Annotated in this window: 10 protein-coding genes and 5 pseudogenes; 5 read left to right on the forward strand and 10 right to left on the reverse strand. The window is 51.8% G+C overall.

Features of this window, described 5'->3' with window-relative positions:
- The 8 genes and pseudogenes from DFR77_RS14715 to DFR77_RS11475 form a co-directional block, all read right to left on the reverse strand.
- A pseudogene (locus DFR77_RS14715) lies at nucleotides 1-83 on the reverse strand (major capsid protein); the annotation flags it as partial.
- An 85-nt stretch (nucleotides 84-168) separates the two neighbouring features.
- A complete protein-coding gene (locus DFR77_RS11440; protein ID WP_003694138.1) occupies nucleotides 169-372 on the reverse strand; it encodes a hypothetical protein in 204 nt (67 codons plus the stop codon).
- A 13-nt stretch (nucleotides 373-385) separates the two neighbouring features.
- A complete protein-coding gene (locus DFR77_RS11445) occupies nucleotides 386-697 on the reverse strand; it encodes a hypothetical protein (RefSeq protein ID WP_003694141.1) in 312 nt (103 codons plus the stop codon).
- Between the two features lie 13 nt (nucleotides 698-710).
- Nucleotides 711-1,996: pseudogene (locus DFR77_RS11450) on the reverse strand (replication initiation factor domain-containing protein).
- 28 nt (nucleotides 1,997-2,024) lie between these two features.
- A complete protein-coding gene (locus DFR77_RS11460; RefSeq protein ID WP_003689739.1) occupies nucleotides 2,025-2,249 on the reverse strand; it encodes a hypothetical protein in 225 nt (74 codons plus the stop codon).
- 395 nt (nucleotides 2,250-2,644) lie between these two features.
- Nucleotides 2,645-2,851 carry a DUF2788 domain-containing protein gene (locus DFR77_RS11465; RefSeq protein ID WP_003689742.1) on the reverse strand — a complete coding sequence of 69 codons (207 nt, stop codon included), beginning with the start codon at nucleotides 2,849-2,851 and terminating at the stop codon, nucleotides 2,645-2,647.
- A 94-nt stretch (nucleotides 2,852-2,945) separates the two neighbouring features.
- Nucleotides 2,946-4,195, reverse strand: a pseudogene (metZ, locus tag DFR77_RS11470) (O-succinylhomoserine sulfhydrylase).
- A gap of 64 nt (nucleotides 4,196-4,259) precedes the next feature.
- Nucleotides 4,260-5,030 carry a hypothetical protein gene (locus DFR77_RS11475; RefSeq protein WP_003689746.1) on the reverse strand — a complete coding sequence of 257 codons (771 nt, stop codon included), beginning with the start codon at nucleotides 5,028-5,030 and terminating at the stop codon, nucleotides 4,260-4,262.
- 101 nt (nucleotides 5,031-5,131) lie between these two features.
- Here DFR77_RS11475 and DFR77_RS11480 point away from each other — a divergent pair, with 101 nt between their 5' ends.
- The 4 genes and pseudogenes from DFR77_RS11480 to trkA all read left to right on the forward strand — a co-directional run bounded on the left by DFR77_RS11480 (nucleotide 5,132) and on the right by trkA (nucleotide 9,581).
- Nucleotides 5,132-5,383 carry an NGO1151 family protein gene (locus DFR77_RS11480; RefSeq protein WP_003689748.1) on the forward strand — a complete coding sequence of 84 codons (252 nt, stop codon included), beginning with the start codon at nucleotides 5,132-5,134 and terminating at the stop codon, nucleotides 5,381-5,383.
- Nucleotides 5,384-5,434: 51 nt separating this feature from the next.
- Nucleotides 5,435-6,241 carry a basic amino acid ABC transporter substrate-binding protein gene (locus DFR77_RS11485; protein WP_003694149.1) on the forward strand — a complete coding sequence of 269 codons (807 nt, stop codon included), beginning with the start codon at nucleotides 5,435-5,437 and terminating at the stop codon, nucleotides 6,239-6,241.
- 306 nt (nucleotides 6,242-6,547) lie between these two features.
- Nucleotides 6,548-8,071: pseudogene (locus DFR77_RS11490) on the forward strand (fumarate hydratase).
- 97 nt (nucleotides 8,072-8,168) lie between these two features.
- Nucleotides 8,169-9,581 carry a Trk system potassium transporter TrkA gene (gene trkA / locus DFR77_RS11495; RefSeq protein ID WP_003689753.1) on the forward strand — a complete coding sequence of 471 codons (1,413 nt, stop codon included), beginning with the start codon at nucleotides 8,169-8,171 and terminating at the stop codon, nucleotides 9,579-9,581.
- 482 nt (nucleotides 9,582-10,063) lie between these two features.
- Here trkA and DFR77_RS11505 read toward each other — a convergent pair whose 3' ends face one another.
- Both DFR77_RS11505 and DFR77_RS11510 read right to left on the reverse strand, forming a co-directional pair.
- The gene (locus tag DFR77_RS11505) at nucleotides 10,064-10,522 is read right to left on the reverse strand and encodes an autotransporter outer membrane beta-barrel domain-containing protein (RefSeq protein WP_003689755.1); all 459 of its coding nucleotides are present in this window, start codon (nucleotides 10,520-10,522) and stop codon (nucleotides 10,064-10,066) included.
- 89 nt (nucleotides 10,523-10,611) lie between these two features.
- Nucleotides 10,612-11,466: a pertactin-like passenger domain-containing protein gene (locus DFR77_RS11510; protein WP_003689757.1), complete on the reverse strand. Its 855-nt coding sequence runs from the start codon at nucleotides 11,464-11,466 to the stop codon at nucleotides 10,612-10,614.
- A 332-nt stretch (nucleotides 11,467-11,798) separates the two neighbouring features.
- Between DFR77_RS11510 and DFR77_RS11515 the strand changes: the two are divergent.
- Nucleotides 11,799-12,120, forward strand: a pseudogene (locus DFR77_RS11515) (IS1595 family transposase); the annotation flags it as partial.

The following is a 12,120-nucleotide window of genomic DNA, read 5'->3' on the forward strand; positions in this document are numbered from 1 at the left end:
GCCTGTGCCGCCAAAGCCAGCGGGGCGGCTGTTACAACAGCCAGTTTTGCGCCGTATTTACGGCAGGTGTTAATAAATTTCATGATATTTTCCTTTACGAAATTTTTAAAAAAATGTGTTTGCGGGCTTTGTGAAGGTTTTAGAGACCGCCTGCCGAGCCTCTTAAACTTAATCTTCTTTTTCGTAGAATCCGGAAATTACAAATTCCCCGCCTATCTCTTCCAATGCCGAGCTAAAAGCGTCTTCATAGCTGTCATATTTACCGGCTGATTTGATGTTCGACGTAAATCCAATATCGCCAAACGAATCGGGATAGATGAATTCGTGATTTTCCAATTCCTGTACGATAAATTTCTGTTGGTATCTGCTCATGATTCAGCCTTTCTTAGGCTTTAGGTGCTGCGCCCTTTACTTGGAAATCCAACAATTTCTGCACTAAGCCTTTTCCTGTTGATTCCATGGCAACGGTTAGATCAACCGCACAGGGGAATTTAAGGTTTTTCAATTTTTCAAAATTATGGCTGTCACCAAACTTCATGCTTTCCGAGGTAAAGCCCACGGCATTGCCGTTTGACGACATGGGGCTGGCTACCAAGACGGTGCATGAATCAATTTTGTTACCGTCGATTTCGCCTTTGAATTGTTTTGCGCCCAACAAAGTGGCCGGATATGTGGTTACTTGGCTTGTTTCAAACATTTTTCAATTTCCTTCAGTTGTTTAAAAAATCGGATATTTGACGTTCCTCGTACTCAATATCCTTGATGTGTTGCCATTCCCTGTCTTGAGGAAATGCGTATTCTCTCTCTTCAATCAAATCATCAAACAGTGTTTCAATGTTCAATGCGTTAATGGCTTTCTGTTCTTCGTGGATATACTGGAATTTCTGCGTTTGGTTTTTGCAATCGTATTGCTCAGGCTGTAAACCTTTTGGATAACCTTCAACGCCTTTCACCAGCTCATCAACTATCCTGCTATCGTCCCACCCTATATCGCGGAGGAAATTAACCATCTTGCCGACTTGATTCCTTGCATGAAAAAGCTTAACGTCGAATATCAGATTAACGTTTTTAACTTTTACTTCCATGCGCTTGGCTTCTGTCTTAAAAATCTCCTTGCAAATCGGATATGCGCCGCCTAGATACGACCCCGAATAAAGTAGGACATCCAAGGGTATTTCTATATCCCCCTCAAACCTGACCCAAGGGCTATCAACATCTCCAAGCTGTCTGCCTTTCTCGTAAACACGGGTAAATTTTGAATTTCCGCGCTTGCCGATGTAAAAGGTTTTTCCACTGCCGTCTTCATTGCGCCATGCCGTGCCGCGACATTCGCTTTTTGGCCGCATATTGTGTACGTCGTAATGTCCGTTATCGTGGTCTAACATTGCCTGATCGGGTGTGTACTCTCCGTTGAAAAAATCATGGGCGACATCGATACGGGTTATTTTGGGTCGGACGCATTTACTTAAAAATTCATACAATCGGTTTTCCCAACCGGGTAAAGCAGCCATGCAGCCTGTACCGTTCAATTCAACCAACATCGTTTCACATTGGCCGCCGTAATGAACCTTTCCGTATTCGACGTTATCGGGCCCGAATTGATAACAGCTTTGATAGAAAAACTTTCCTTTAAACGGTAATTTTTTGGTAATGCCGAATCCCAAGATTTCTTCAAGCAGCTCGCTATACCGGACAACGAATTCCGTATCTGATACCAATCCCTTTCCGGTTACTTTCGTCATGGAATTTTCATGTATCGTGAAAGTGATTTGGTCTATGAACGCTCCGTCATCCCTGCCACGCCTTAACGGTATTTCTATAAATCTGCCTTTGCCGTCCGATACAAAATGACTGAAATACTCGAATTGAAATTCTTGGTTTTCTGTTTTTTCCGCACCCTTCGGATTTGGGGTTTTATTTTGCTCCCCCCTATTAGCCTAGGGGGGCAGCCTACGGCGGTTGCCGCAGCCCCGCCGTCCGCTAACGCGTCCGCCATGTCCGCGGACACCGCCAAGGCTTTATCTTCAAAGGCTTTCACGGTTGCATTCCTTATGCATCAGTTCTTTAACAAACAATCTGCCGTATTCATACGCTTCGTTTTCGGTCTTTTGCTTCAAAGTCGGATTGCAGATATAAAAAGAAACTGTTGTGATGCATTGGGATTCGTAGCCTTTATCCTTGAACACTTTCATGATGTATGCTTTGGGGAAATATACGTGTTCGGGATTGACAGTATAGAAAATAAACATGATTAAGCCCCTTCACTGACTAGAGTTAAGGGGCTTTACAAGGATTAAAAATATGCGCCCCTTATGGAGCGCAATATATAAGGTTTTAGATTGCGAGAATTTATCCGCTCCTCCGTCATTCCCGCGAAAGTGGGAATCCGGAAATGAAAGGCAACAGGAATTTATCGTAAATGACTGAAACCGAACGGACTAGATTCCCGCCTGCGCGGGAATGACGATGTAAAATTATCCGGGATTCAAAAAGACAGGCTTTCGCATCCGTGGGAATGATTGCGGAAAGATGATTTTTATTTTGTCATAAAAACCCGCACCTTAATCAGTTGGCGGTTAAATCAAACTTTTAGGGTGCAGATTACTTTTTATGATTTCAGACGGCATTTCGACAGACGGCAAACCTATTTGGGCAATACCAAAAACTTAATCAATAACTCTTTGAACACAAAACCGAACACACCCAAGCCCAAAACCAAAAACAAAACGGCGATGCCGAATTTGCCCGCTTTGGACTCCTTGCCCAAATTCCAAACGATAAAACCCAAAAAAATAATCAAACCGGTCAGGCAGATTTTCAACGCCCAATCGGCAAAAACCGCTTCATCCATATTTTTTCCTATTGTTGATGTGTATGCCATACGCAATAAGGGTTTCAGACGGCATCTGCCGCATTTTTCCGCCGATGCCGTCTGAAACACGCAATCAGCGCGCGAGTGCCTGTTTCAAATCGTCAATCAAATCGCCAACATATTCCAAACCGACCGACAGGCGCACCAGTCCGGGGCGGATACCGGCGGCGAGTTTTTCTTCGGGCTGCATCCTGCCGTGCGTGGTTGTCCACGGATTGGTGATGGTCGAGCGCACGTCGCCGAGGTTGGCGGTACGGGAAAAGAGTTCCACGCCGTCCACGACTTTCCACGCGGCTGCTTGGTCGGCGACTTCAAAACCGATGACGATGCCGCCGCCGTTTTGCTGTTTGCGGATAAGCTCCGCCTGCGGATGGTCGGGCAATCCGGTGTAGTACACTGCTTGAACCTGCGGCTGCTCTTGCAGCCATTGCGCGATTCTCAAGGCGTTGTCAAACTGTTTTTCCATACGCAGCGACAGGGTTTCCACGCCGCTCAACAACTGCCACGCGTTAAACGGCGACATCGCCAAACCGCAAGAGTTGCAGTAAACGGCGACCTGCGCCATCAGTTCTTCCGAACCCGCCAACACGCCGCCCATCACGCGCCCGTGTCCGTCTATGGCTTTGGTGGCGGAGGAAACGGAAATATCCGCGCCGTGTTTCAAAGGCTGCGAGCCGACGGGCGACAGCAGGCTGTTGTCCACCACCAAGAGCGCGCCGATGCCGTGCGCCAATTCCGCCAAGGCTTCCAAGTCGGCCACTTCGCCCAAGGGGTTGGACGGCGTTTCCAAAAACAGCAGTTTGGTGTTGGCTTTGACGGCGGCTTCCATTCATTTATATCAGTCGGCGACACGCGGCTCACTCCGATGCCGAATTTGGTAACGATGTTATTGATAAAGCCGACGGTCGTGCCGAACAGGCTGCGGCTGGAAACCACATGGTCGCCCGCCTGCAGGAAGGTGAAAAACGCCGCCTGAATCGCGGACATGCCGGTCGAAGTGGCGACCGCGCGTTCCGCGCCTTCCAAAGCGGCTATGCGTTTTTCAAAGGCCGCGATGGTCGGGTTGGCGGTACGGGTATAAGTGAAGCCTTTGATTTTTTTTGAAAACAAATCGGCAGCGTGTTGGGCGTTGTCCCACATGAAGCTGCTGGTCAGGAACAATGCCTGATTGTGTTCGCGGTATCCGGTTTGTTCTTTGCCGCCGCGTATGGCGAGCGTTTGCGGATGAAGTTTTTTGCTCATCGGTGATTCCTCGGTTTTGTCCGTTCGGCAACGGGGCGTGCACCCGTTGTTTAATTTATTAATATTTTGCGCCTGTTCCATGAGGCTTTCAAGTCGGACGGGCAGGAAAATGCCGTCTGAACACGGCTTTCAGACGGCATGGCAATCAGCGTTTGTATTTTAATTCGTACTTGATGTCGTTGAGGATTTTACGGACATCGTGTTCCAACACGTCTTCGACTACCGCACCCGCCTGCTCGTGCAGCATTTGCTGGAGCTGATAAGTAAAGAGCGCCATCTGCTTCTGCACCGCCGTACGGATCATGCCGTTGACGGTATCGGTCAGATGCGGGCGCAGGCGTTTGATCAACCGTTCGGTCAGCTCCTGTTCGGACAGGCAGAACACTTCGCGCCGGTTGACGGCTTTCGGGTTCAGGATATTGATTTGGACGGGCATCAACGCCTCTTCCGCACCGCCTTCGCCGTTTTCCGCAACCCCGTCTGCCGCCGTACCGGATTCTGCCGCATCGGCGTTTTCCCCGCCCTCAATCTGTGCGGTTTCAAATTCGGCACTGTCTTTTTTGGCATCGAACCGGATTCTCCGCCGCGATTCGATGTGTTTTTCCGAAACCGGCATTTGCAGGGAAGCCTGCGCGTTGAGCCAGTTTTCCTGAAGGACGATCATCGGGTCGGTTTCGACTTCCTCGCCGCAATCGGCAACGGCGCTGTTGTGTTCTTCCTGCCATTTCTTCAGATACGCCTTTAACACACGGTCTCGGTTTGCATCGTCCAATTTCGGTATGGGCTCTTCCTTTCCGACTTCAGAAGGTTTGGTCAGCGGCACATAGGCAGGCGCGGTATTCATACGGCGCGTCTGACGCAGGTTTTCCAGGCGTTTTTCCCAATTCGGCTCTTTATCCTGATTGTTTGTATCCATTTTTTCGGCTTCCGGTTCTTAATCTTTGCAGGCGGGCAAACCCGCGCCCAAAGCGCAGTTTGATATAATGGCGCATTTTAACAGATTCGCGAGGATACATCATGGGCAGCATCGAACAGCGTTTGGAATATCTGGAAGAGGCAAACGACGTGCTGCGTATGCAGAACCACGTCCTGTCCACCGCCTTCAAAGCCTTAATCCGCGCCCTTCCCGCAGACACCGCCGAAATCGCGGTCGAGTCGATTCAGCTTGCTTTTGAGGACGCCTTGGCAGAATTGAGCTATGAGGACAGCCCGCATACGGATTTGTTCCACGACGTTACTTATGCGTTTTTCCGTGAAAAAGAACGTTAATTTTGTGTTAAACTGATTTTTTAGGCTTTTTGATTACCGAAAGGAATTTTGATGAATATGAAAAAATGGATTGCCGCCGCCCTTGCCTGTTCCGCACTCGCGCTGTCTGCCTGCGGCGGTCAGGGCAAAGATGCCGCCGCGCCTGCCGCCAACCCCGGCAAAGTGTACCGCGTGGCTTCCAACGCCGAGTTTGCCCCCTTTGAATCTTTAGACTCGAAAGGCAATGTCGAAGGTTTCGACGTGGATTTGATGAACGCGATGGCGAAGGCGGGCAATTTTAAAATCGAATTCAAACACCAGCCGTGGGACAGCCTTTTCCCCGCCTTAAACAACGGCGATGCGGACATCGTCATGTCGGGCGTAACCATTACCGACGACCGCAAACAGTCTATGGACTTCAGCGACCCGTATTTTGAAATCACCCAAGTCGTCCTCGTTCCGAAAGGCAAAAAAGTATCTTCTTCCGACGATTTGAAAAAGATGAACAAAGTCGGCGTGGTAACCGGCTACACGGGCGATTTCTCCGTATCCAAACTCTTGGGCAGCGACAATCCGAAAATCGCGCGCTTTGAAAGCGTCCCCCTGATTATCAAAGAACTGGAAAACGGCGGCTTGGATTCCGTAGTCAGCGACAGCGCGGTCATCGCCAATTATGTGAAAAACAACCCGGCCAAAGGAATGGACTTCGTTACCCTGCCCGACTTCACCACCGAACACTACGGCATCGCGGTACGCAAAGGCGACGAAGCAACCGTCAAAATGCTGAACGATGCGTTGGAAAAAGTACGCGAAAGCGGCGAATACGACAAGATCTACGCCAAATATTTTGCCAAAGAGGGCGGACAGGCTGCGAAATAAGCCCGCCCGTCCGAACAAAATGCCGTCTGAAGCCCTTTCAGACGGCATTGTTCATCAACCGGTCCACAATGAACTGCCTGCTGATTTCTCCCTACCGCAAAGCAACAGGCAAAGATTACAGATATCAAAATCCGAATAAAACAGTATTTTATTAAAACAAATTGATAATCAAGAGATTAGAATTATGTATTGTCTTCACCGTACAAACGCTGGCACTATTTCAACCTGATAAAAAACAGCCTTCAAAAAGGTTGTTTAAAACAGCAGCAGACACTTACCGCCACAACCTTGAAAAGGAACACAATCATGACCGTTATCAAGCAAGAAGACTTTATTCAAAGTATCTGCGATGCCTTCCAATTCATCAGCTACTACCATCCAAAAGACTACATCGACGCGCTTTATAAGGCGTGGCAGAAGGAAGAAAATCCCGCCGCCAAAGACGCGATGACGCAGATTTTGGTCAACAGCCGTATGTGTGCCGAAAACAACCGCCCCATCTGCCAAGACACAGGTATCGCAACCGTCTTCCTCAAAGTCGGTATGGATGTGCAATGGGATGCGGACATGAGCGTGGAAGAGATGGTTAACGAAGGCGTACGCCGCGCCTACACTTGGGAAGGCAACACCCTGCGCGCTTCCGTCCTCGCCGATCCGGCCGGCAAACGCCAAAACACCAAAGACAACACCCCCGCCGTCATCCACATGAGCATCGTGCCGGGCGGTAAAGTCGAAGTAACCTGCGCGGCAAAAGGCGGCGGCTCTGAAAACAAATCCAAACTCGCTATGCTCAACCCTTCCGACAACATCGTCGATTGGGTATTGAAAACCATCCCGACGATGGGCGCGGGCTGGTGTCCTCCCGGCATCTTGGGCATCGGCATCGGCGGCACGCCCGAAAAAGCCGTGTTGATGGCGAAAGAATCCCTGATGAGCCACATCGACATCCAAGAATTGCAGGAAAAAGCCGCGTCCGGCGCGGAATTGTCCACCACCGAAGCCCTGCGCCTCGAACTCTTTGAAAAGGTCAACGCGCTGGGCATCGGCGCGCAAGGCTTGGGCGGTCTGACCACCGTGTTGGACGTGAAAATCCTCGATTACCCGACCCATGCCGCCTCCAAACCGATTGCCATGATTCCCAACTGTGCCGCCACCCGCCACGTCGAATTTGAATTGGACGGCTCAGGTCCTGTCGAACTCACGCCGCCGCGCGTCGAAGACTGACCCGATCTGACTTACAGCCCCGACAACGGCAAACGCGTCGATGTCGATAAGCTGACCAAAGAAGAAGTGGCAAGCTGGAAAACCGGCGACGTATTGCTGTTGAACGGCAAAATCCTCACCGGCCGCGATGCCGCGCACAAACGCCTCGTCAATATGCTCGACAAAGGCGAGGAGTTGCCCGTCGATTTCACCAACCGCCTGATTTACTACGTCGGCCCCGTCGATCCGGTCGGCGATGAAGTCGTCGGTCCCGCAGGTCCGACCACAGCCACCCGCATGGACAAATTTACCCGCCAAATGCTCAAACAAACCGGCCTCTTGGGCATGATCGGCAAATCCGAGCGCGGCGCGGCCACCTGCGAAGCCATCGCCGACAACAAAGCCGTGTACCTCATGGCAGTCGGCGGCGCGGCATACCTCGTGGCAAAAGCCATCAAATCTTCCAAAGTCTTGGCGTTCCCCGAATTGGGTATGGAAGCCGTTTACGAATTTGAAGTCAAAGATATGCCCGTAACCGTCGCCGTGGACAGCAAAGGCGAATCCATCCACGCCACCGCCCCGCGCAAATGGCAGGCGAAAATCGGCATCATCCCCGTCGAATCTTGAAGCGCAATGCCGTCTGAACGCAAAATCTGCCTTCAGACGGCATTTCCGCCGCCGGTTGCGGTACAATCCACCATTTCATCACCCGGCGACCCATACCGTGAAAATCCTCATTTTAGGCAACGGGCAGGTAGGTTCTACCGTCGCGCAAAACCTTGCCGCCATCACCAACAACGACGTAACCGTTATCGACATCGACGAAAAAGCATTGCAGGAAACAGGCAGCCGCCTCGATGTCCAAACCGTTTTCGGCAACGGCGCATCCCCCTTCACATTAGAACGCGCCGGCGCGGAAGATGCCGACTTGCTGCTCGCGCTCTCCCGCAGCGACGAAACCAACATCGTCGCCTGCAAAGTTGCCGCCGACCTGTTCAACATCCCCGGCCGCATCGCGCGCGTCCGTTCCAGCGAATACCTCGAATACCTCAGCCCCAAGCTCGAAAACAACGAAAACGGCAGCCTTTCCATATTCGGCATAACCGAAACCATCAGCCCCGAACAGCTCGTTACCGAACAGCTTGCCGGCCTGATAGACTGCCCGGGCGCATTGCAGGTTTTACGTTTTGCAGACGACCGCGTGCGGATGGTCATCATACAGGCGCGGCGCGGCGGGCTGCTTGTCGGACGCAGCATTGCCGACATCGCCCAAGATTTGCCCGACGGGGCCGACTGCCAAATCTGCGCCGTTTACCGCAACAACCGCCTCATCGTCCCCGCGCCGCAAACCGTCATCATCGAAGGCGACGAAATCCTGTTTGCCGCCGCCGCCGAAAACATCGGGGCGGTCATACCCGAATTGCGCCCCAAAGAAACCAGCACCCGCCGCATCATGATTGCCGGCGGCGGCAACATCGGCTACCGCCTCGCCAAGCAGCTCGAACACGCATACAACGTCAAAATCATCGAATGCCGGCCGCGCCGTGCCGAATGGATAGCCGAAAACCTCGACAACACCCTCGTCCTGCAAGGTTCGGCAACCGACGAAACCCTGCTCGACAACGAATACATCGACGAAATCGACGTATTCTGCGCCCTGACCAACGACGACGAAAGCAACATTATGTCCGCCCTTTTGGCGAAAAACCTCGGCGCGAAGCGCGTCATCGGCATCGTCAACCGCTCAAGCTACGTCGATTTGCTCGAAGGCAACAAAATCGACATCGTCGTCTCCCCCCACCTCATCACCATCGGCTCGATACTCGCCCACATCCGGCGCGGCGACATCGTTGCCGTCCACCCCATCCGGCGCGGCACGGCGGAAGCCATCGAAGTCGTCGCGCACGGCGACAAAAAAACTTCCGCCATCATCGGCAGGCGCATCAGCGGCATCAAATGGCCCGAAGGCTGCCACATTGCCGCCGTCGTCCGCGCCGGAACCGGCGAAACCATTATGGGACACCATACCGAAACCGTCATCCAAGACGGTGACCACATCATCTTTTTCGTCTCGCGCCGGCGCATCCTGAACGAACTGGAGAAACTCATCCAAGTCAAAATGGGCTTTTTCGGATAAACCGCTCCATTCCGGACACATTGCCGCCAAGCGGTATGGAAGCAAAAATAATAGTAGAGTGGGCTTCAGCCCACCGCTTCAGACGGCATCCGCCCCCCGTCATTCCCGCGTAGCGGGAATCCGGCCTGTTCGGTTTCAGTTGTTTTTGGGTTTCGGGTAATTTCCAAATCGTCATTCCCGTGCAGGCGGGAATCTAGACCATTGGAAAGCGGCAATATTCAAAGGTTAGCTGAAGCTTTAGAGATTCTAGATTCCCGTTTTCACGGGAATGACGAAAGGTTGCGGGAATCCAAACCATTGAGCAACAGCAATATTCAAAGATTATCTGAAAGTTTGAGGTTCTAGATTCCCGCTTTCGCGGGAATGACGAAGTTTCAGACGGCATCGCCCGCCTGTTTTGATATGGCAGCAAACCGCCCCGACAAAAAAACAATCCGGAACGCGTCTGACCGTTCCGGATTGTTTTCAGGCGTATCCGCGCATCAGAACATACTGCGCACGCCCATATTGACCTGCCAATTCTGGCGCATCGTGTGCATCGAAGACCTTTGCGCCTCAAAATAAAGCTGCCGTCCGTTTCCGGCATTGCGGCGCACCACGCCCAAGCCGTATTCCAACCAGCCGCCCCGGTGTTTGAATTCCTCCACGGCAGAGCCGTTGAACCTGTGGCGGATCGTGCCGATAAACTCGCGTTTGTACATCAGCTTGCCGTAGATGTTCAGCCTGCCGCCGTCCAAACCGTCCACGCCCGCCCGAAAGCCGAACCGCCCCATCAGGCTGCGGAAGTTGTCCGTCTCGGCAGACAGCCCGTTTGACAGCGGAAAGCCGTAGCCGCGCGTAAACCAGTAAGACAACTGCACTTCCGGCTGCCACCGATAGGTTTTTGCCGCCGTCTTGTTTTTCCATCCGCCTACCGGCTTCGGCGGAAAGCATATAGGCATTCAGGCGCGCCTCGTCCGATTCGACCCGTTTGCCGGCGTAATTGGTCAGCCCGTAGCTGCCCTTATATCGGGCGATGTTGGCGACCAAATCATAATAAGCCCTGCTTTCCCGGTTGAGCCAGGCGGAATAAACACCTGCCGCCCTGCCGTAAGATTTTGCCGCTGCCGACGTAGTCTTCGGAAGCGTAGGACGATTGGAGGTGGCGGAGCATCAGCCCTTTGTAATGAATCCATTTATCGCCGAACCCCGTCCTGTTGAAGCCGCCGGCAAAGCCCCAATAGCGGTTGCCGTAACCGCCCACGCGGTAATCGCTGCGGCTGCCGGAGAATTTTCCGCCGACGCGTTTGATCCAAACGTTGTTGTCTTCCTGCGGCGTTCCGTCGGCGTGGATTTCGCCCATACGCTGCACCAGCGTTTCATCGGAAACCGCGTTCAACTGATACAACGCCTCGCCGAAAAGGACGCTGCTCGATGCGCCCGGCGTCAGGGTATCCGGGTAGAGGTAGAAGTCCCGCTTACCGTCTGTGGAAATATTGACCTTTTTGGAAGCACCCGACTCACCCAAGGCAAAACACCACCCTCCCTGTTCCGTACAGCGGACATTCAATTTGTATGATGCTTTATTTGATGCTTTATTGTCTTCTTGATTGCCCTTGTTTTCGACCAGTTTCAGATATTCCCTTCCCGTCGTTTTTGCCTTGGCATCGTCCATATATTCGATGATGTGCGTCCCTTCGCTGCCTTTTCGGGTAATCAGCTTGTCCGATTCTCCTTTGACGATGTCGCCATACATTTTGAACACGCCGCCATCGCCCTTGAGCTTGCTCACGGACACTTTGACGAATTTATTGTTGTCGCTAAATTCGACCTGCGCGTCTTCCGACAAATCCAACTCTTTCAGCATTGAATCATTGGTAACCGTCCAACGCGCGCCGTTGCTCATTTTGAGGTTGACGGCGTTTTTTGTTTTGTCGTCGATAATGCTGTCTTTAAGCCAACCGTTTTCATCGAAGAACTTTTCAGATCTTTTGATTTCTTCTTCGAGTACCGCAACCTTTTCTATGTCTTCTTTTAGACGTTCTATGTGCCTTTTTCTGATCTGAATTTTGTTTTCTTGCTGTTTTACTTTTTTTCTAGTTCTTCTTTTTTCTTTTCATTTTCACCTAGTTCAGCCAATTCTTGATTGTATTTATCCAAAGTTGCTTTTTTTGAGACAATCGTTTCTGCTTAACATTCGGGTCTGTACCAGATTAGCAGATATGTTACCCTCGAAATATGAAGATAACACACTGCAAATTAAAGAAAGAAGTACAGAAAGAACCGCTCCGTTCTTTTGTACCGGAAGTTACCGCCCGTTCTGCCGCCGATATTTTGGGTATCCATCCCGATTCGGCGGCACTGTTTTACCGTAAAATCCGCACGGTTACCAACCATCGTTTGGCCTTGGCTGCCGATGAGGTTTTCGAGTGCCCCGCCGGGCCGGGCGGAAGCTATTTCGGCGGACGGCGTAAAGGCAGACGCGGTCGCGGCGCGGCAGGAAAAGCGGTTGTCTTCGGCATTCCGAAACGCAACGGGCGGGCCTATACCGTTGCCGCGG

The sequence above is a fragment of the Neisseria gonorrhoeae genome (assembly GCF_003315235.1).
GTDB classification, from domain to species: domain Bacteria; phylum Pseudomonadota; class Gammaproteobacteria; order Burkholderiales; family Neisseriaceae; genus Neisseria; species Neisseria gonorrhoeae.